The organism is Caballeronia glebae (assembly GCF_001545035.1).
Lineage (GTDB): Bacteria > Pseudomonadota > Gammaproteobacteria > Burkholderiales > Burkholderiaceae > Caballeronia > Caballeronia glebae.
In genome coordinates this window covers 104,908-123,759 of record NZ_FCOJ02000011.1, presented here as the reverse complement: position 1 = coordinate 123,759, position 18,852 = coordinate 104,908, and the positions used below count along the sequence as shown (strand labels likewise).

At 64.5% G+C, this 18,852-nt stretch carries 18 protein-coding genes; 4 read left to right on the top strand and 14 right to left on the bottom strand.

Annotated elements, in window-relative coordinates:
• Positions 1–109: 109 nt before the first annotated feature.
• Together AWB82_RS10400 and AWB82_RS10395 are read right to left on the bottom strand one after the other, a co-directional pair.
• A complete protein-coding gene (locus AWB82_RS10400) occupies positions 110–481 on the bottom strand; it encodes a VOC family protein (protein ID WP_235023249.1) in 372 nt (123 codons plus the stop codon).
• An 11-nt stretch (positions 482–492) separates the two neighbouring features.
• Positions 493–816 carry a hypothetical protein gene (locus tag AWB82_RS10395; protein WP_086967042.1) on the bottom strand — a complete coding sequence of 108 codons (324 nt, stop codon included), beginning with the start codon at positions 814–816 and terminating at the stop codon, positions 493–495.
• A gap of 275 nt (positions 817–1,091) precedes the next feature.
• Between AWB82_RS10395 and AWB82_RS10390 the strand changes: the two genes are divergently transcribed.
• From AWB82_RS10390 to AWB82_RS10380, 3 genes are all read left to right on the top strand, one after another.
• Positions 1,092–3,287 carry a SulP family inorganic anion transporter gene (locus tag AWB82_RS10390; RefSeq protein ID WP_086967079.1) on the top strand — a complete coding sequence of 732 codons (2,196 nt, stop codon included), beginning with the start codon at positions 1,092–1,094 and terminating at the stop codon, positions 3,285–3,287.
• A 77-nt stretch (positions 3,288–3,364) separates the two neighbouring features.
• Positions 3,365–3,892 (top strand): DUF3280 domain-containing protein, encoded by a 528-nt coding sequence (locus AWB82_RS10385; RefSeq protein ID WP_143756699.1) that lies wholly within the window; start codon positions 3,365–3,367, stop codon positions 3,890–3,892.
• Positions 3,893–4,062: 170 nt separating this feature from the next.
• A complete protein-coding gene (locus AWB82_RS10380) occupies positions 4,063–5,133 on the top strand; it encodes a beta-propeller fold lactonase family protein (RefSeq protein WP_086967041.1) in 1,071 nt (356 codons plus the stop codon).
• A 55-nt stretch (positions 5,134–5,188) separates the two neighbouring features.
• Here AWB82_RS10380 and AWB82_RS10375 read toward each other — a convergent pair whose 3' ends face one another.
• Positions 5,189–7,543, bottom strand: a complete 2,355-nt coding sequence (locus AWB82_RS10375; RefSeq protein WP_407642986.1) for a TonB-dependent receptor — start codon at positions 7,541–7,543, stop codon at positions 5,189–5,191.
• Between the two features lie 172 nt (positions 7,544–7,715).
• Between AWB82_RS10375 and AWB82_RS10370 the strand changes: the two genes are divergently transcribed.
• On the top strand, positions 7,716–8,738 hold the full coding sequence (locus tag AWB82_RS10370) for an ATP-binding protein (RefSeq protein WP_086967078.1): 1,023 nt from the start codon (positions 7,716–7,718) through the stop codon (positions 8,736–8,738).
• Here the strand turns inward: AWB82_RS10370 and AWB82_RS10365 are convergent.
• The 11 genes from AWB82_RS10365 to AWB82_RS10315 form a co-directional block, all read right to left on the bottom strand.
• Entirely contained in the window at positions 8,666–9,358 is a 693-nt protein-coding gene (locus AWB82_RS10365) for a response regulator (RefSeq protein ID WP_086967039.1), read from the bottom strand. The two genes, AWB82_RS10370 and AWB82_RS10365, sit on opposite strands and share 73 nt — an antisense overlap.
• Positions 9,355–10,551 carry a pyrroloquinoline quinone biosynthesis protein PqqE gene (pqqE, locus tag AWB82_RS10360; protein WP_086967038.1) on the bottom strand — a complete coding sequence of 399 codons (1,197 nt, stop codon included), beginning with the start codon at positions 10,549–10,551 and terminating at the stop codon, positions 9,355–9,357. The genes AWB82_RS10365 and pqqE overlap by 4 nt, the downstream gene beginning before the upstream one ends.
• 4 nt (positions 10,552–10,555) lie before the next feature.
• Positions 10,556–10,864, bottom strand: a complete 309-nt coding sequence (pqqD, locus tag AWB82_RS10355; RefSeq protein WP_235023248.1) for a pyrroloquinoline quinone biosynthesis peptide chaperone PqqD — start codon at positions 10,862–10,864, stop codon at positions 10,556–10,558.
• The gene (gene pqqC, locus AWB82_RS10350) at positions 10,861–11,607 is read right to left on the bottom strand and encodes a pyrroloquinoline-quinone synthase PqqC (protein WP_086967037.1); all 747 of its coding nucleotides are present in this window, start codon (positions 11,605–11,607) and stop codon (positions 10,861–10,863) included. The genes pqqD and pqqC overlap by 4 nt, the downstream gene beginning before the upstream one ends.
• Before the next feature lie 32 nt (positions 11,608–11,639).
• Positions 11,640–12,560, bottom strand: coding sequence for a pyrroloquinoline quinone biosynthesis protein PqqB (gene pqqB / locus AWB82_RS10345; protein WP_086967036.1), 921 nt, complete (start codon positions 12,558–12,560; stop codon positions 11,640–11,642).
• Complete coding sequence (locus tag AWB82_RS10340) at positions 12,557–13,129, bottom strand: cytochrome b (protein ID WP_086967035.1); 573 nt, start codon at positions 13,127–13,129, stop codon at positions 12,557–12,559. The genes pqqB and AWB82_RS10340 overlap by 4 nt, the downstream gene beginning before the upstream one ends.
• A gap of 46 nt (positions 13,130–13,175) precedes the next feature.
• Positions 13,176–13,997 (bottom strand): formylmethanofuran dehydrogenase subunit C, encoded by an 822-nt coding sequence (locus tag AWB82_RS10335; RefSeq protein ID WP_086967034.1) that lies wholly within the window; start codon positions 13,995–13,997, stop codon positions 13,176–13,178.
• Positions 13,994–14,935, bottom strand: coding sequence for a formylmethanofuran--tetrahydromethanopterin N-formyltransferase (fhcD, locus tag AWB82_RS10330; RefSeq protein WP_086967033.1), 942 nt, complete (start codon positions 14,933–14,935; stop codon positions 13,994–13,996). Before fhcD ends, AWB82_RS10335 begins: the two co-directional genes overlap by 4 nt.
• Positions 14,936–14,938: 3 nt before the next feature.
• Entirely contained in the window at positions 14,939–16,633 is a 1,695-nt protein-coding gene (locus AWB82_RS10325) for a formylmethanofuran dehydrogenase subunit A (RefSeq protein ID WP_086967032.1), read from the bottom strand.
• Positions 16,630–17,898: a molybdopterin-binding domain-containing protein gene (locus tag AWB82_RS10320; RefSeq protein WP_086967031.1), complete on the bottom strand. Its 1,269-nt coding sequence runs from the start codon at positions 17,896–17,898 to the stop codon at positions 16,630–16,632. Before AWB82_RS10320 ends, AWB82_RS10325 begins: the two co-directional genes overlap by 4 nt.
• A gap of 212 nt (positions 17,899–18,110) precedes the next feature.
• Complete coding sequence (locus tag AWB82_RS10315; protein WP_086967030.1) at positions 18,111–18,845, bottom strand: HisA/HisF-related TIM barrel protein; 735 nt, start codon at positions 18,843–18,845, stop codon at positions 18,111–18,113.
• Between the last annotated feature and the right edge of the window lie 7 nt (positions 18,846–18,852).

The window sequence follows — 18,852 nt, the reverse complement described above, 5'->3', positions numbered from 1 at the left end:
TCGTGCAACGTCGTGCGAGGGTATGTGCGCGATCGGTCATATGAAATGGCCGATGCGTGCGTTACCCGTCACTGGTTCTAAAGCGAACGTCGTGCCTGCGCCAAGCGAATCAGAGCGGACGCGCGAAGCTCAGTTCGTGGCCGTCGGGATCGGTGAGATGGAAATAGCGCTCGTTCCAGGGCGCATCGCGTGGCGCGAACTGCGGCTCGATGCCATGCGCCAGTGCTTTCCGATAGAACGCGTCCACATCGGACACGTAGATGATGACGCGGCCCCAGAACCGGATCGGGTCGTGCGTCTCGCTGGTGAGATTGAGAAATGAACTGCCGAACGCGAACGAAGTGAAGGCCTCGTTCGCGCCGCCATACACGATGCGAAAGCCGAGCGCTTCGTAAAAACCCACCGCGCGCGGCATGTCGTGCGTCGCGAGCGTGATCGCGCTCAGGCTTTCGACGCCCGCATCGTCGTCCGATTGTTCCATGCTTCGATTCGTCATCCCGGATGATGCTGATGCGACACGAGCGGCAGCACCGAAAGATCCGGATGCGTGCCATCGACAATGCTTTTGCCGATATGCCGCGCATCGTCCACGGCGTCCTGCGCGCTCTTGTAAGCGTCCTCGCCATCGGCGTGAAAGTGCACCGCTTCGCCCGGCGTGTCGGCGTTCGCGCCCGGCCTGCACACATGTCCGATATACACGTAGCGCTCCATCGCGCTCGGCGGCGCGTGCTCGGGCGTGAGCTTCAATTGCGGCTGCACGTGGATCTCGAAGCCTTCGTAGTCGAAAACGTGCCATTGAGCGGGATCGTCAGGCATGGCCGCCTCCTTTGTGTAGTGTTTGTAGTGTTCGCTCGCGAATCAACGTTACTCCTGTTGGCGCGATGAATCCACCGCGAAGCGCGTTCACGTCAGAGGAAAGCGCGTTCGCACACGCTGATGCGCATGTGTGGCGCGAGAAATTGACAGTGTCTTCGCGCGCGGCGGATACTTTGCGGCGCACGTTGCGTTCGAGCCTGTACGTCTGCCGTTTTCCCGGTTCGGGAGGCGCCGTGAAGCCAGTCACGACACATCGCACTGTCCTCGCGCGCGCGATGCCGCGCATGGCTGCGCTCGTCGGCGACATCACTGCGGGCACCGTGTCCACGCTCATGATGCTGTGCTACGCGATGAGCCTCGGCACGCTCATCTTCAGCGCCGATCTCGCGCGCTATGCCGAACTCGGCGTGCCCACCGCGCTCGTGAGCTGCATCGTGACCGCGTTCGTCATCGCGGTGACGAGTTCGATGCGCATGAACATCGGCGGGCCGGACAGCAATGCGACCGCGTTTCTCGTGGGCGTCGCGGCGGGCGTCGCGAGCAGCGTGCGCGCGAACGGCGGCACGCCCACGGTCATTCTGCTGACGGTGCTGGTCGCCATCGCGTTGTGCTCGCTCGTGACGGGCCTCATTCTCTTCGCGATCGGTTCGTCCAGACGCAGCCGCTCGCTGCAATTCCTTCCCTATCCGGTGATGGGCGGTTTTCTCGCGGGCACCGGTTATCTGCTGATCGCGGGTGCGTTTCGCGTGCTGACGGGTGTGGCGCTCGACTGGCACACGTTGCCGAGGCTCGCGCACCTGCACTGGCTCGCATGGGCGCCCGCGCTCTTCGTCGGCGCGCTCGCGACGATTCTCGCGCGCACCTGGCGGCACGCGGCCGCATTGCCGATCACGCTCGCCATCGGGATCGCGCTCTTTTACGTGCTGCTGCACGTCGCCGGCATCTCGCCCGACGATGCGCGCGACATGGGCCTGCTGCTTCAGCATGTGCCGACGCACGCGCTGCATATTCCCGAGCTTCATCTGCCGTCATCGCTCGCGCGCGGCGAGATCGACTGGCACGCGATCGTCGCGCACTTGCCCGAGACGCTCATCGTCACGTCGGTGTCGGCGATCACGATCATCATGAATTCGACGGCGATGGGCGCGGCCACGGGGCAGGACATCGACCTCAATCGCGAGATGCGCGCGGCGGGTCTTGCAAACATCGCGAGCGGTCTCTTCGGCGGCATGGTCGGCTATCAGTCGTATAACCGCTCGATGCTCAACGCGCGCGCCGGCGCGACGAGCCGCGCCGCGGGCGTGTTCGCCGCGCTCGCGTGTCTGTTCCTGCTGATCGCATCGCCCGATCTCGTCTCGCTCTTTCCGGTGCCGGTGCTCGTCGGCATGCAGATCTACATGGGGCTGCGTCTCATGATGGACTGGCTCGTCGGCGCGTATCGAAAGCTGACGTGGCACGAGTATCTGCTCGTGCCGCTGATTCTCGCGGTGATCGCGTTCTATGGCGTGATCGCGGGTGTGGTCGCGGGCGTGGTGGCGGCGTGCGTGACCTTCGCGCTGCTCTATGGCCGCGCGGGCTGCGTGCGCATGGAGTTCGACGGCCGCACGCGCACTTCGAATGTCGAGCGCAGCATCGAGGAAACGCGCTTGCTGATCGATCGCGGCGATCAGATCTGCGGCGTCTGTCTGCAAGGCTTTCTCTTCTTCGGCTCCGCCAACTCGATGCTGCAGCGCATTCGCGAGCGCATTCGCTCGCACGGTCCGCGTCCGGTGCGTTACGTCGTGCTCGATTTCGCCTGGACCAACGGCATGGACGCGTCCGTGTCACTCGCGTTCGTGAAGCTGCGTCAGGCGTGCGCGGCTATCGGCGCGGATCTCGTGCTGACCGCTTTGCCGCGCAATTCGCGCGCGCTGCTCGGGCGCACCGGCGCGCTCTCGCTCGGCATCCACGAGTTCGACACGCTCGACGCCGGCCTCGAATGGATCGAAGCGCAGCAGCTCGCCACATCGACGCGCACGCTCGAACCGCGTACGCCAGCCGGCGATTTTCGGACGATGCTCGCACCGCATTTCACGGCGCGCGCGCTGCAGCGATTGGCGGATTGTCTCGACGTATGCGACGTCGGCGCGGGCGAGGCGCTTTTTCGTCGCGGCGATGCGGGCGATGCGCTCTATATCGTCGAGGAAGGGCGCGTGACCGTGTCGCTGCCGCTTGTCGATGGCCGCTCGGTGCGGCTGCGCTCGTTCGGGCCGGGCACGATCGTCGGCGAGATGGCCGTGTACACGCACGCGCCGCGCAGCGCGGATGTCGTCGCCGACGAACCCGCGCGCCTGCGCCGTCTCACGCTCGCGGCCTTGCGCAAGATCGAGCTCGACGATCCGTTGACCGCGCAGGAATGGCATCGCTTCGTCGTGAAGATGATGGCCTCGCGGCTCGCAATCGCGGACGAAGCATTGCGCGCGGCATCCTGATCGCCGCTTATTGCCGCTTATCGCGTGACAGGCATGCGATCTGCTTTTGCCGGGAAGCCCTTCATCGAGGCTGTCACATGACACACACTGTCCGCGCGATGCTCGCGCTCGCGCTTGCGTTCATCATGACTAACGCGCTCGCGCAGAGCGCACCGCAATCGATCGCGATGCTCGACTGCACGCTCATCGACGATAACGCCGCCTACAACGATGCCGAGATCGATCGCATTCAGACCGAGCGCCTCGCGATGGTGAGCGGCGCGTTGCGCGACGACCTGAGCAAGCGCGCGCTCTTTCGCGTCGCCGACAACGCGAAAGCGGGCGATCTCATCGCGACGCTGAAAAACACGCAGGACATGAACGCATGCAACGGCTGCGAGCGGCGCGTGGCGCAAGCGCTCGGCGCTTCGCGCGTCGGCGTGTGCTGGGTGCAGAAGATCAGCAATCTCATCCTCAACATGAACCTGCGCATCGAAGACGCGGACAGCGGCGCGATGCTCTTCCAGCGATCGGTCGACATACGCGGCAACACCGATTTGTCGTGGCAGCGCGGCGCGAAGGCGCTCGTCGATCTCCTCGCGAGCGATTCCTCCGCGACGCGCTAGATTTGCGTCACGCGAAATTTCAGCGGAATTCGGGAATTTCTCCCGGCTCATGCCGTTGCCTTGGCCGCGCCGATTAGCTAAGTTGGGGCTGCCAGCACGCGCGCCGTGCCGCGCGGCGCGCGTGCGCCCACGAACTCGAACAATCGGTACCGAAACCGCTGGAGACGACCATGCAAGTCAGATTCAAGGCGGCGCGCATTGCCTGCGCGTCGGTGATCGCACCATCGCTCGCGGTTGCACTGGCTGCGAACGTCGCGCATGCCGCCGCGCCGACCGCCTACGTGACGACCGAGAACGCCGGCGTCGGCGTGATCGATCTCGACAACCTCTCGCTCACGAAGACCTGGGATGTCGGCAAGGACGGCCCGCGCGGGTTGTCGCTCAACAAGGACGGCACGCGTCTTTACGTGGCGAACAAGGTGACGAGCGATCTGTCGGAGATCGATACGTCGACGGGCAAGGTCGTGCGGCGCGTGAAGATCGGCAAGAATCCGGAGTTCGTGCGCGTGTTCGGCGCGTATGCGTATGTGACTTACGAGCCGGGCGAAAGCGGCGGGCCGCCCAAGCCGGGCGAGCCGGAAAAGGACGACGACGACCCCAATTCGCCGCCCGCCGAGATCGCCATCGTCGATCTTAAGACGATGAAGGTCACGCATTCGGTCAAGAGCGGCCATGAGACCGAGGGCGTCGAGTTCTCGCCGGACGGCAAGCTGATCCTCGTGACCAACGAAGGCGACGACACGGTGTCGGTGTATCGCGTTGGAACGGGCAAGCCGGTGCGCACGGTGAAGCTCGCCAAGGGCTCGCGTCCGCGCGGCATCAAGGGGTCGCCCGATGGCAAGCAATATGTCGTCACGCTGGAGAACGCGAACAAGTTCGTCGTGCTCGACGGCACTAGCCTCAAGACCGTGAAGACCGTCGATACGAAGACGGGTCCGTATGGCGTCTCGTTCGATCCGTCGGGCAAGCGCTTGCTCGTCGCCGCGTCGCGCGACAAGACCTTGCAGGTGTTCGACGGCGCGACCTACGCGCATGTGCAGGACGTGCCCGTCGGTCAGCGCTGCTGGCACTTCAGCTTCACGCCCGACGGCTCGAAGCTGCTGCTCGCATGCGGGCGCTCGAACGCGGTCTACGTGCTCGACGGCTCCGACTACAAGGAAGTCAAGCAGATCGGCGATCTGCCGCTTGCGTGGGGCATCGTCACGTATCCGCCGAGCGCGGGGTCGATCGTCGGACGTTGAGCGAAAAGCGGCGCGTCGGGCCGTCCGTGACGGCATCGACGCGCTGCCTCATGTGTCATTTCCACGCGTAACGCATTCCCACCCACACGCCGCGCGGCGCGCCCACGCCGAGGAATTGCTCGTTCGTCGTCGCGCCGTTGTTGAAAGTGTGATTCGGCCCGTCGAAGAAGTTCTGGCCGAGAATCGCGAAGTTCGCGTAGCGCTTGTTGAGGAGGTTCTTCACCGTCGCGTAGACCTGCAACTGCTTGGTCACGTTGTAGGTCGTGTCGAGATCGATCAGGAAATAGCCCGCGACGCTGCCGTTGACGTCCTGATTATTCTCGTCGCCACGCGCGAAGATATTGCTGCGATACGTGAGATTCGTGCCGATATTCCAGCGCGCGATCGGGTTGTAGTCGATGCGCATCTTCACCGTGTTTGCCGGAATGCCCGGAATGCGGTCGCCCGAATGCACGGTGATGTTGCCGTCGGCGTCCGCGCTCGAATTGCTCGCGCTGCTCTCGGTCCACGTCGATCGATACGTCGCGTTCACATAGCTATAGCTCGCCGCGACGCCCACCGGTCCCCATTGCGTGCGGCCCGCGAGTTCGAAACCTTGCCGCCGCGTCTTGCCCACGTTCTGAAAATAACCGAGCGTGCTCGCCGCGCCCTGGCTGCTGACGAACTGGATGTCGTCGGTCAGCGTCGTGCTGTAGGCCGCCGCGCTCCACGTCGTATGGCCGCCGATACGTCCGCGCGCGCCGACCTCGAAGGTCTTCGAAATCACGGGCTTCAAATCCGGGTCCGCGATGAAATCGTTGGGCAGCGAGCAGGGCGCGTTCGGGTCCGCGCACGCGAGTTCGATGGCCGTCGGCGAGCGCATGCCTTCGTTGTACGTGGCGTAAGCGGTGAAGTAGGGCGTCGGATTCCAGTTGAAGCCCACGGCCGGATTGAAGCGCGAGAACGTGTGATTCCCGTCGAGCAGCGGCTGCACGCCGCTTTCGTCGCCGATCGTGGCCTTCGCCCAGTTGTAGCGGCCGGCGAGCGTCATGGACCATTGCTCGTTGAACGAGAACGTGTTCTCGAAGTAGATGCCCCAGTTCTCGTTGCGCGTCTTGGCGTCCGTGGTCGGCGCGAACGGCCCGGTGCCGATGGTCGCGCGGTTCTCTTCGAATACCGCCGGCTGCTCGGCCTGCGTGAAGTGCGAATTGGCGAAGTCGCCCGCCGCGCCAACGATCAACTGGTTGTCGTGGCCGAACAATTTGTTGAGCAGCGTGAGCTGCAGACTCGCTCCGTAGCTGTCCGTCACGATCACCGACTGATCGTTGAAGGCTTGCGTGAGTTCGTCGGCATCGTCGCCGTCCGGGTCGAAGTCCTCGTTGACGTTCGAACTCACGTTCTTGTTGCGATAGTGGCGGTAGTACACGTTGCCGCTCAACTGCACGTTCGGCGTGATGTAGTGCTCGGCATTGATCGTCAGATAGCCGACCTGATTCTCGTTCGTGTCGGGGAACGTGTAGGCCTGACGAAAGTTGTCCATGAACGAGCGCGGAATCGTCTGCGAGCCGTTCAGCGTGTTGTCCGCGCCGCCCATCGAGACGGAGATCGTCGTGTCGGCGTCGGTGTAGCGGATCTTGCCGAACGCCTGGCGCAGCTTGCTCGAATTGTGATCGGCCCAGCCGTTGTCGTTCGTGATGTTCGCGGTGAAGTAGTAGTCGAGATGGTCGCCGATCACGCCGCCTTGCTCGATTTGCGCGTATTTGCGGCCGAACGAGCCGAAGCCGACATCGACGTTGCCGCCCGGATTGCTGCGGCCGTTCTTGGTCATCACCGCTACGGCGCCGCCGAGCGTGTTCAGGCCGAAAGTCGGATTCGATCCGGGAATGATCTGCATCGTCTGGATCGCGGCCTGCGGAATCAGATCCCAGTTGACGACATCGCCGAACGGCTCGTTGATGCGCACGCCGTCCATGAACACCGACAAGCCCTGCGGCGTGCCGAGCAGCGGCGAAGCCGTGAAGCCGCGATAGTTGATGTCGGTCTGCCACGGGTTGCCCTGCGCGTCGTTCGTGTCGACGCTAACGACGTTCTTCTCCAGGTAGTTGGTAATCGTCGGCGCATGCTGCGCCTCGATCTCGGCGCCCTTGATCGTCTGCACGTTGGCCGGCACTTTTTCGAGCGGCGTGCCGACGCCCACGAGCGGCGTGGTCCCAACAACGATGATCGAAGGCAGTTCGGTGGTCGGCGGCGTATCGGCTTGCGCGACCGAAGCCGAAGCAGGCGCGGGCGCTTCGGCGGTATCGGGCGGGGGCGTCTGCGCCCATGCGGCGACGGTGATGCTCGCGAATGCACTGCCGAAGATGAGCCGCATCCCTGCTCGGGGTTTGAACGGATGCGCGGGCGCGGGCCGGCGCGGCATGCTCTTCATCATCGTCTCCTCTTATATTTCGATCCACGCGTCGAGAATGTTTCTTTCAATGAAAGCGTCGCATAAGAAGGCGCGCGTGGACCGGGAGCTTTTCCCGATCGCGCAGGGAAGCGTTCCCAATTGCGTTCCATCCACTGCACCGCACGATGACGCCGTGCGTAGAATGCATTCCGTGATGCCATCCGAATCCCTGCCCTCTCTCGCAAAAAACGCCGACCGTCGCGTGCCGCGCTCGCCGGTGTGGCGCGATCTCGCATGCGTGCTCGCGATCACGGTCGTCGCCGCCGCGCTCTTCGCGCGTTTCGATTTCAGCGAGTACACGTATCGGATGACGCGCAGCGCCGAGCGCTTTCAACTCGACGAACTGCCGCCGACGCTCGTCGTGCTCGCGATCGGTTTCGCATGGTTCGCGTGGCGGCGTTATCGCGAGGCGCAATCGGAAGTGCGCAGGCGGCGCGCGCTGGAAGAGGAGGCCGAGCATCTGCTCGCGGAGAACCGCAGGCTTGCCAGTCAGGCGCTCGCCGCGCAGGAAACCGAGCGGCGTCATCTCGCGCGCGAGTTGCACGACGAACTCGGGCAATACCTCAACGCGATATCGCTCGATGCGGGGCGTATTCGCGATTTGTCGGCTTCGCGCGAGGCGGAGATTCATCGGCTGTCGCTCGCGCTGATGCAAAGCGCGACGCACGTGTATCGCGAGATCGGCGGGATGATTCGCCGGCTGCGTCCGATCGGGCTGGATGAATTCGGCTTGCCGACCGCGCTCGAACATTGCGTCGACGGCTGGCGCGAGCGCTTGCCCGATGCGACCTTTACGCTCGCCGTCGATGGCGATTTCGACAAGCTGAGCGATGCGCTCAACATCACGCTTTACCGGCTCGTGCAGGAAGGGCTGACGAACGTATCGAAGTTCGCGCGGGCTTCGCGCGTGGAGATTTATCTCGCGCGCGCGCCGGAGGAAATCGTCGTGACGATGGCCGACGACGGACCGGGCGTCGATCTCGCGAAGCCGCGCAAGGGGCTGGGTCTAATCGGCATGCGCGAGCGTGTCGAAGCGCTCGGCGGCGCGTTTCAGATCGCGAGCGAGCCGGGCGCGGGCTTTCTGTTTTGCGCGCGCGTGCCGGCTCAGGCGGGACTGCCGTTGCCCGCTTCAGGCCCGAACGCAGCGGCGGCCGACGAAGCGAAATCGGCGAAGTGAAGGCCGAGCCGATTCGCGGTCCGCGCGAGTTGCACGCCGTTATCGGCGCCGAATTTTTGCCGGATCGCCGATTGATGATTCGCCACCGTCTTCTGGCTCAGGCCCAGCTTCTCCGCGATGCTCGGCAGCGTATAACCTTGCACGAGCAATCGCAGCACCTCGAACTCGCGCGCCGATAACTGGCGTCCTTCCTGAATGCTGGCGCGTAACGCGAGCGCCTGCGAAACGTCCGGACTCAGATACGAAACGCGCCGCGCAACCGAACGCACGGCTTCGACGAGCACGTCGGGCGCGCTTGCTTTCGTCACATAGCCACGCGCGCCGGCATCGAGCGCGCGCCGCACGAAGATCGCTTCTTCATGCACGCTGAAGATCAGCACGTGCGCATGCGGCTCGCGCGCCAGCATGCGCCGCATCGCCTCGATGCCGCTCGCGCCGGGCAGCGCGAGATCCATCACGACGACATCGGGCTGCAACGCGCAAAACTTCTGGTAAGCCTCGGCCGCATCCGCCGCTTCGCCCGCGACGTTCACGTCGGGGCTGAGTTCGAGCAGACGCTTGTAGCCTTCGCGCACAACGGCGTGATCGTCCACGAGCAGCACGGAGATGTCGGCAATCATGGCTTCTCTTCCCCTTCTTTCGAATCACGTCCGGAGGCCTCCGCCGCGATGCGTTTCGAGTTCGCATCGTTGCGGAAGACGATGGGTTGCGCTTGCGGTTCCTGCCTCGCCGACGCCGCGCGCACGACTTCGATCACGCGCTCGTGATGCGGGGACTTGTCGCAAACCGGGTCGGCATTCGCGGGATCTTGCGTCAACAGATACGCCTGACAGCGGCAGCCGCCCATGTCGATGGCCTTTTCGTCGCAACTGCGGCACGGCTCCTTCATCCAGCCGAAGCCGCGAAAGCGATTGAACGCATCGCTTTCGTACCAGATGTCCTTGATCGGCATCTCGGTGACGTTCGGAAACGTGAGGCCCGGCAACGAGCGCGCGGTATGACACGGCAGCGCGGCGCCATCGGGCGCGATGCCGAGAAACACCGAGCCCCAGCCGTTCATACAGCGCTTCGGTCTGCGCTCGTAGTAATCCGGCACGACGAAGAAGATCTTGCACCTGTCGCCGATCTCGTTGCGATAGCGCTCGACGACCGCCTCCGCTTCGTCCAGTTGCTCCTTCGTCGGCATGAGCTGGGCGCGATTCGTGTGCGCCCAGCCGTAGTATTGCGTGTTGGCGAGTTCGAGATACTCCGCGTCCATCGCGAGCGCCATGTCGATGATGCGTCCGATATGCGGCAGGTTATAGCGATGCAGCACGCAGTTGAGCACCATCGGAAAGCCGTGCGCCTTGATGAGCGCCGCGACGCGCTTCTTGTAGTCGAACGTCTTCGTGCTGGAAAGAAAGTCGTTGAGTTCCTGCGACGAGTCCTGAAACGAAAGCTGGATGTGATCGAGCCCGGCCTCCTGCAACGCGCCGATGCGCTTCTCCGTCAGGCCGATGCCCGAGGTGATGAGGTTCGTGTAAAAGCCGAGCTTGCGCGCCTCGCCGACGAGCGTTTCGAGATCGTCGCGCAAGAGCGGCTCGCCGCCTGAGAACCCGAGTTGCGCCGCGCCCAGCGCGCGTGCCTGACGCAATACGTCGATCCATTGAGCGGTGTCGAGCTCGCGCGTGTGATCGGCGTAATTCACCGGGTTGTAGCAGAACACGCAATGCAGCGGACAGCGATACGTCAGCTCCGCGAGCAGCCACAGCGGCGGCGCGATTGGCACGCCTTCGTGCTCGGGTTTTGCGATCGGTTCGGACAAGTCGGTCATGACGCTACTCCAGCCAGCCTCGCGCACGCGCGCCGGCGATGAACGCGCGCACGTCGTCGCCGAGGCCGGTCGCGTTGAATGCCTGCTCCAGGTCCGCGACGAGCGCCGGGATATCGCGCGTGCCGTCGCAGCGCAGAAGGATCTCCGATGCGCTCTGATTGAGCTTCACCATGCCCTCCGGATAGAGCAGCACGTGCGCGTTCTGCGCCGGTTCCCACTGCAGACGAAAGAGGCGTTTTAGTTTCGGATGCAACGAATCGTCGGGCGCTTCGACGGCTTCCTGCTTGCGTTGAGTCGGATTGGCGTCGCTCATTGCACAAAGGCCTTTTCGATGGAATCGAGCATGGTCCAGAGGATATCGAGCTTGAACTGCAGGATATCGAGCGCGCGTTGCTGTTCACGGCGCGTCGTGAAATGCGCGAGCGTCACTTCGAGACCGTGCTCGACATCGCGCTGGGCAAGCGATACGCGCGAGCGGAAATACGAAAGCCCTTCCGGTTCGATCCACTTGTAGTGCTCGGGCCAGGTCGCGAGCCGATCCTTGTGAATCTGCGGCGCGAACATCTCCGTGAGCGACGAGCACACCGACTCCTGCCACGGCGCGCGCCGCGCGAAGTTCACGTAGGCATCGACGGCGAAGCGCACGCCCGGCGTCACGAGCCGGAGCGACCATAGATCGTCGCGCGAGAGACCGACCGCGTCGCCGAGACGCGCCCATGCCTCGATGCCGCCCGGCTGATCGCCGTGGCCGTCGTGATCGAGAATGCGCAGCACCCAGCGGCGGCGCGTTTCGCGATCGGGACAATTCGACATCACGGCCGCATCCTTCAGCGGAATGTTGATCTGGTAGTAGAAGCGGTTCGCGACCCAGCCGCGAATCTGCTCCTTCGAACAGCCGCCGCTATTCATCTTCACGTTGAACGGATGATGAATGTGGTACGCCGTGCCCTTCGCGCGCAACTGCGCTTCGAATTCATCGCGCGTCCATGCGGGGCCTGCGTCGTTCACCTTCGTGAAGATCGGGCCTGTGCTCGGGTTGAGCATCGGATCGAACATCGAACGGTCTCCAGTGCCTGATGCGGAAATAGTCATAGCTCGAAGGTCATGCCGTCGTGCGCGACTTCGATGCCGTGCTCCGACAGAATGCGTCTTTCGGGTCCATCCTCGATGAGGATCGGGTTCGTGTTGTTGATGTGGATCAGCACGCGGCGCACGCCCGCGCGTTCGATCGAATCCAGCACGTCGATCATGCCGCCCGGACCGTTTTGCGCGAGATGGCCCATGTCGCGGCCGGTCTTCTTCGTGAGACCGAGGCGGATCATTTCATCGTCGGTCCACACGGTGCCGTCCACCAGCAGCAAGTCCGCTTCACGCATTGCATCGAGCACGTGCGGCTCCAGCGCGCCAAGTCCGGGCGCATAGAACGCGCGCTTGCCCGTAGCGGTATTCGTGAACATGAGGCCGATGTTGTCGCCCGTCTCCGGTGCATCGCGATGCGGCGAATAAGGCGGCGCCTTGCTCGACAAAGGCAATGCGTCGATGCTCACGCGCGGCAGTTCGGGCACGGAGAACGATGCGCCATGGAGCGCGATGCGCCTGTGCTCGACGCCACAGTAATGCGAAAGAATCGACGTGATGGGAAAGCCCGTCGAGAGGTCTTGCCACACGGCGTCGGTCGTATAGAGCGGCAAGGGCGTGCCGCGCTCGCGCAACATCAGCAGACCGGTGACGTGATCGATCTGCGCGTCCATGGTCACGACGGCCGCGATGCCGGTGTCGCGCACGCGGCGCGCGGGCTGCAATTGCGGATTCGCCGCGATCTGCGCGAGAATGTCCGGCGACGCGTTGACGAGCAACCAGTCCTCGCCGTTATCGGTAACAGCAATGGACGACTGCGTGCGTGCGCGCGCCGAAATGGTGCCGCGCCGCACGCCGTCGCAATTGCGGCAGTTGCAGTTCCATTGCGGAAAGCCGCCGCCCGCCGATGAACCGAGCACGCGAATCTTCACGGCAGCATCCTCCGCAGGAGACCGTCGCGATCGATCAGTTGATGCTTCATCGCGCCGAGAAAATGCAGGACGATCAGCGCGGCCATGATCCACGCAAGATATTCGTGTATGCCGAAAAATATCTGCCGCATCGGCTTGTCGTCCCAGCCCCATTGCGGCAGCGCAATGCCCCAGAACTTCGTGCCGAACTTGTTGAACGACGAGCCGAGATAACCGGTGAGCGGCATCGCCACCATGCCAACGTATAAAAGAGCCTGCGTAATGCTCGCGGCGGCGCGTTGCCACGTTCGCATCGGCGGCAAAGGCGGCCGGCCGTAAGCCAGACGTGCCAGGATGCGGAGCAGCACCAGCAGGAAAACCGTGATTCCAAGCGATTTATGGAAGTTGACGAGATCCGACTTGAACGGCAGCCCGCGCGGCAGGCCGACCATATAGAAGCCGATGCACAGCATCGCGATGATCGCGATCCCGATGAGCCAGTGCAATGCGATCACCGGACGAGCGTAACGCTCGCTTGCGGCATCGATGCCGCGTTCGCGCGACGTGGCGGATGTCCGCGCGGTGCTCATGGCGTGTCTCCCGTGAAGTGCCAACTGTTCATTGTTCATCTCCCGCCTACGAATTGGCGATCAGCAATTCCCCCCGGCCGTCCACCGCGAGGTCCCCGGCGTAGCGTCGCGGCAACGTCGTGCCCGCTAGCTGCGAAAAGGGCGCGATCTCGCGCGCGAGCATGCGCGTGAACAGCAGCCAGAACACGTCGAAGCCGCGTCCGCCTTCGGTGAAGGTCGGCGGAATGCGAGATGGCGGGTTTGCCAGCAACACCGTGCCGCGCCGCATGCCGTATCCGAAGTGTGCGCCCACTTTCCCGCCGACGCAGACCGAACCGGCGACGAGCCGCGACGCGGCGAAATCGCCCGCATCGCCCGCGACGAGCACCGTGCCGCGCCGCATGCGATCGGCGAGGCGCGCGCCCGCGTTGCCGTGAATCGTGAGCGTGCCGCCCGTCATGCCTTCCATGTCGCCGGGCAGCGCGCTCGCGGCGAAATCGCCCGCGTCGCCGTGAATCGACAAACGTCCGCCTTGCATCTCGCATGCGGCGAACGCACCCGCATCGCCTCGTATGTCCAACTCGCCGCCGAGCATCTTCATGCCCGCATGATCGCCCGCGTCGCCGTGCACCGTGAGCGTGCCTTCGGTCATGCTCGCGCCAATGCGATCGAGCCACGGCGCGTCGCCTTCGATCGTGAGCGCGGGCGTGTCGCTTTGTTCCAAGGCGATATCGAAGAGATCGCCGAGCGCGCACGTTTCGCCCGCGCCTTGCAGCACGATGCGCGGCAACTCGGTGCGCGACATGGCCGCAAGCGTGGCGGGCAGTAATTTCGACCCATCGACGCGAAAGCCCGGCGCATGTTTTACGCGCAACGTGATCGCGTTCATGCGCGGCTCCCGTCGATATCCTTCGACAATTCATGCAGCTTGAAGTGATACGGCCCGAGCTTGCCGCCGTAATTGCCCGCGGAAATGCGCAGCACGCCGCCCGCGCGTCCTATCTTCGTCGCGCTGGCGATGCCCGCTGTCATCGCCGCGCCGACATCGGCATCGGTGAGGCCGTCGATCACGATCTCCAGCACGCACGCGATGTCCGGCGTCAGCTCGCTTTTCTTCGACAGACCGACGAGCGTGGGACAGAATGCATCGTTCGTGGATGCCGTCGCGCCCGCGTACTTCGATCCGATCTTCGATCCCGAGCGCACGACGCCGCCCGGAAACGGCGTGATGATGTTCGGCAATTCGTGCATCGCGGCGACGGCGGATTCGGCGGCATGCAACGCGCTGTCGATGTCGCGCGCGAGAAACAGCAAGTTGCCGCCGCCGACCGCTTTCACCGTCGCGGTGAATTCCTCGCAGACGAATTCGCCGTCCATCACGGGCACGCGCCAGTAACGCGTGCCGTCGAGCACTTTCGATATCTGATAGCCGTCGCCGAAGAAGCGCAATCCCGCGCCGAGCGGCGCGTTGTCGGAAAGCGGCGCGCGCGCGTTCGCGGGATCGATGCCGCCGAAGACCGCCGTCGTCGGGCATGTCAGCACGCATTGCCCGACGCGCCGCGCGATCTGTTTGGCCAGTTCCTTCGACGATATTGCGAAGATCAGCACCGCGACGCCCGGTCTGCCATCGGGCGTTTCGTCGCCGGCGAGATCGCGTTCGATGCCCGCCTCGCAGCCGCAATCGATGACGGACGTCGCGAACCCCGTCAGCGAATTGGCCGCATGCCGCGCCCACGTCGACGTATGCGCGGTGATGACGAGGCGCGTCGCTTTCATCGGGAAGGCTTCGGCGAAGGTGTCGTCGATCTGCGTGTCGTTGATGCGCATGCGTCAGCCTCCGCTCGTCGCGAAGCAGGCCACGGGCAAGAGCCGCCCGCCGTTGCAGCATGCGCAGATTTCGTCGTCGCCGATGGCGATGTTCTCGAAGCGCGTCGCGAGATGCTGTTGCGCGAACTCGCGCACGCGCGTTTCGATGGCGCGGTCGTATTCGGGGCGCACGTAATGAATGCCGCCCGTGGGCGTGGCGAGCAACGTGCCGTCGCGCGCGATCAGTTCGCCGTCCTTGAACACGTAGGCGGGCGATGTGAACATGCGCTCGCGATCGGCGTCGTCGCGATACACGGCGATATCCGCCGCCGCGCCCGCGCCGAGATGGCCGCGATCCTTCAGGCCGAGCAGCCTGGCGGGACCGGCGCGCGTGATGATCGCGATGTCGTAAAGCGAAAACTCGCGCGTGATTTCGCTCAGGGCGCTCGCGGTCTTCGCGTCGGCGTGAAGCTTGTCGAGTTGCTCGTCGCGAAAGGACTTGTCCATCAGCAAGCGGATCAGATGCGGATAGCTCGTGAAGGGCGCGCCGTTCGGATGATCGGTGGTCATCGACACGCGCCACGGATCGTCGACGAGCAAAAAGATTTCCAGCCCGATGATCCATTGCAGCGCGTTCACGAAGCTCTCTTCGCGATACTTGAACGGCACGACGCCGCAACCCGCATCGCATTCGATATCGCCGAGCACCCATTTGCGCGGCCGGGCCATCGGCGCGTTTTTGAACTGCATCATCGTGTCGCCCGATGCCGTGACCGTCTGACCGAAGATGATCTGACCGACGTCGATGGTCACGTTGGGCCGCGCGTTCACCGCTTCGGCAATCGCGCGTGCGCCCGACGAAAACTTGCGCGGGCCTTCGACGCCATAGCTGTGGAACTGGATATGCGTCAGATGAATGGGCAGGCCTTCCGCCGTGTCCATTGTCCTGATCGTCGATTCGAGGTTGCCCGGCACGCCGAGATTGCTCGCGTGAACATGCAGCGGATGCGGCACGCGCAGATCGGTGAGGGCGCGCGTGAGCGTCTTCAATACATCGCGTGGCGTGATGCCGTAATGCACGTGCTTTTCATCGACATCGAGCGAACGCTGATTGAACTTGAACGCCGAAATGCCGCCCGGATTCACGACCTTCACGCCAAGCGCCTTGCTCGAATCGATGGTCCATCCGACGTAATCGCGCAGCCGCTCGAAGTCCTCGCTGGCGGCGAGCATTTGCAGGAAGAGTTCGTCGTTGCCCATCATCACGTAGGCGCCGTGATCGATGATCGGCGTGTCGCCCATTTCCAGATGCGCATGGCGTGCGTTCGACGCGATCATCGCCGGCTCGAACGCGGCCGTGTAGCCCATTTCCGCGTAGCGATAGCCGGCGGCGAGCGTGCCCGGCGCGCACACGCCGCACGACGGCAGGCGCATGTAGCGGCCCTCGTTCGGACGATCGGGCACGGCGCGCGGATCGTCGCGATGATCTTCGGGCAACAGGAGGCGCGACAGATTCGTCTTGCCGCCGCCGATGTGCGAATGCAGGTCGATGCCGCCCGCCATCACGATCATGCCGCTGGCGTCGAAATCGCGATCGATGCGTTCGTTTGCAGCACCATCGACGATGCGGCCATCGCGGATATGGATGTCGCGCCGCTCGCCATCGACGCCGTTCGCCGGATCGTAGAGCGTGCCGCCTTTGAGACGCGTGAGGCTCATGACGGCCTCCGCGCCTGCGCGAGTCGCGCCGCGATCGCTGCGAGCGTCGGCAACGCGTAATCGCGCGCGGCGGCGAGCGGCGCGACCACGGATGTATCGACGCGAAACAGATGCCCGCCGCAGTCTATGCCCGGCGTCGCGACCGGAATGAACACGGTCGGGCCTCGGCGCGCGGGCACGGTCGTCGCCGGATGGGCGAGGATGATCGCGGGCACGTCGTCATCGAGCGATGCGGGCAGCGGCTCGGGCGCGAAGCTCGACACCCACACGAGCGCATCGATTTCGTCGCGCTGCAACAGCGTTTCCGTGCGATAGCGATGCGCATCGTGATCGAGCGGCAAGCCATACGCGACGCGCGTGCGCAGCGGAAAGCCCGACAACCACGTGATCGCCTGATTGACGGACGCGGCGCCGTCGTCGCCGGTCAACGCGAGCGTGCCTGCGCGCGCGGTGCGGTTGATCGCCTTGACGATACGTTGCAGCGCTTCGATCGCGAGCGCGGCGTGTTGCGTCGGCAGTGTGGCTGGCTCGTAGACGAACGCGGTGTACTTCGCGAGGCCGACGCGCTCGGTCAGCGCGACGAGTTCGGCCGCTGGAATCGAACGCCCGCCTTCGACGAGCGCGGACCACAGCGCGAGCGTATCGAAGGGATCGGCGTTCGGCAGGATCGATTCGGCGCGCATGTTCGCGGCGGGATCGATGTCACATCCGACGAATACGACGCTTACGTCGCGACCGACGCCCGCAATGCGCTCGAAGAAGCGCGGATAGCGCCGCGACGGCTCGCACGCGAACACGACGATGAGATCGGCGCGCGAGCGGACTTCCGAGAGCGTCGTGAAGAACGAGCCGCGGTCTTGCAGCGCGCGATTGCTGTCGGCGAGCGTGTCGCCGTGCAGATGATCGAGGATCGCGCCGCACTGCGCGGCGAGTTCATAGAGCGCGCGTGCGCCGGCCACGTCGGTCGCGAGTCCGCCGAAGAGCGGCCGATGCGCGCCCGACAGGATCGACGCGGCTCGCGAGAGCGCCGCTTCTGGATCGGTGATTTGCCCGTCGATCGTGGGCTTTCGGTTTGCATCGTTCGGACCGAAGCGGGCAAGCGAACCCGCCAGACGCGGGCAGTCGGTGTGCGGTGCCGCGAGGCGCTGATCGGCGCCTGGCGCGAGCGTGATGTCGTCGCATAGCAGGGGGCAGAACGGGCAGGTCCAAGCGTTCGGGGCTGCGGCCTGGGCGTTCGATGTCGTGAGCGTGGGTGAATCGTGCATGGTCGTGCTTGCGAGCAAGGTCTATGCCGGTTTTCTTTGAAGCTTGCTGCGCATCTGGCGAAAGCCGAAGAAGCGAGAGCAGAAAAAGAAGCCACGGAAAACTGCTCCGCAATGCAACACACTGTCACCCGTGAATCACCCGATGCAACACCTGCTAACCAAACGATTACACCGCGAGCAAAGCCCCAAAGCCCTTGGCACAGATATTGAGTTCATCCCTCGAAAACTCCGCGATGCACATCGCGCCGACTCACGGTCCCATCGTGAATCGCGGAGGCGACGAGCCACGCATGAGCGCCGCTTTCACCGGCGAGCGCGAGATCGGCGTCATGGCGGATTCCGCCCGCGCCCACCAACTCGCGCGCACCGGCGAGCGCACGCACGGCGGCAAACGTGTCGAGATCGGGTCCGGCATTCGCGCCCACGTGATCCAGCGTCATCACGATCACGCGCGACGGCCACGCGTCGCTCTCGACATGCGCCGAACCGAGCGCGCGCCCACCGCGATAGTCGAGCGACAGAATCGGCTCGAAGCCGCAAGCGGACGCCTCGGCGATCGCGCCGATGTCGACGAGCGTCTCGGTGCCGAACACGGGCACGATCGCGGCGGGCGCAGCGGACTGCGTCAGCCGGGCGATGCGCTCGACGAGCGCGCGCATCGGCGCGAACGCGGTGAAGCCCGCGTCGAGCCAGATGTGGAAGCCGCCGCCGAGGGCGTCGCTAAGGGCGGCGAGTGCGTGGTCGTGCGCGCCGCGCGAAAGGATCGCGCCCAGATCGGCGACGTACAACGTGCGCGCGCCGGTCGCGGCGACGAGCGCGCGGGCGATCTCAACGGGATCGCTCGTCGCGCACAACGAGGACTGGATCGGCCGATAGCGCGAACGTTCGCCGCATACCGCGTGCACCGCGTGGCCGTCGAGCAGATCGAGAACGGGTATCACCTGCATGGATGGC

Excerpts from the sequence above, each read along its gene's own strand:
- AWB82_RS10400 (WP_235023249.1), bottom strand. The coding sequence starts at position 481 with ATGGAACAATCGGACGACGATGCGGGCGTCGAAAGCCTGAGCGCGATC.
- AWB82_RS10395 (WP_086967042.1), bottom strand. The coding sequence starts at position 816 with ATGCCTGACGATCCCGCTCAATGGCACGTTTTCGACTACGAAGGCTTC.
- AWB82_RS10390 (WP_086967079.1), top strand. The coding sequence starts at position 1,092 with ATGCCGCGCATGGCTGCGCTCGTCGGCGACATCACTGCGGGCACCGTG.
- AWB82_RS10385 (WP_143756699.1), top strand. The coding sequence starts at position 3,365 with ATGACACACACTGTCCGCGCGATGCTCGCGCTCGCGCTTGCGTTCATC.
- AWB82_RS10380 (WP_086967041.1), top strand. The coding sequence starts at position 4,063 with ATGCAAGTCAGATTCAAGGCGGCGCGCATTGCCTGCGCGTCGGTGATC.
- AWB82_RS10375 (WP_407642986.1), bottom strand. The coding sequence starts at position 7,543 with ATGATGAAGAGCATGCCGCGCCGGCCCGCGCCCGCGCATCCGTTCAAA.
- AWB82_RS10370 (WP_086967078.1), top strand. The coding sequence starts at position 7,716 with ATGCCATCCGAATCCCTGCCCTCTCTCGCAAAAAACGCCGACCGTCGC.
- AWB82_RS10365 (WP_086967039.1), bottom strand. The coding sequence starts at position 9,358 with ATGATTGCCGACATCTCCGTGCTGCTCGTGGACGATCACGCCGTTGTG.
- pqqE (WP_086967038.1), bottom strand. The coding sequence starts at position 10,551 with ATGACCGACTTGTCCGAACCGATCGCAAAACCCGAGCACGAAGGCGTG.
- pqqD (WP_235023248.1), bottom strand. The coding sequence starts at position 10,864 with ATGAGCGACGCCAATCCGACTCAACGCAAGCAGGAAGCCGTCGAAGCG.
- pqqC (WP_086967037.1), bottom strand. The coding sequence starts at position 11,607 with ATGTTCGATCCGATGCTCAACCCGAGCACAGGCCCGATCTTCACGAAG.
- AWB82_RS10340 (WP_086967035.1), bottom strand. The coding sequence starts at position 13,129 with ATGAGCACCGCGCGGACATCCGCCACGTCGCGCGAACGCGGCATCGAT.
- AWB82_RS10335 (WP_086967034.1), bottom strand. The coding sequence starts at position 13,997 with ATGAACGCGATCACGTTGCGCGTAAAACATGCGCCGGGCTTTCGCGTC.
- fhcD (WP_086967033.1), bottom strand. The coding sequence starts at position 14,935 with ATGCGCATCAACGACACGCAGATCGACGACACCTTCGCCGAAGCCTTC.
- AWB82_RS10325 (WP_086967032.1), bottom strand. The coding sequence starts at position 16,633 with ATGAGCCTCACGCGTCTCAAAGGCGGCACGCTCTACGATCCGGCGAAC.
- AWB82_RS10320 (WP_086967031.1), bottom strand. The coding sequence starts at position 17,898 with ATGCACGATTCACCCACGCTCACGACATCGAACGCCCAGGCCGCAGCC.
- AWB82_RS10315 (WP_086967030.1), bottom strand. The coding sequence starts at position 18,845 with ATGCAGGTGATACCCGTTCTCGATCTGCTCGACGGCCACGCGGTGCAC.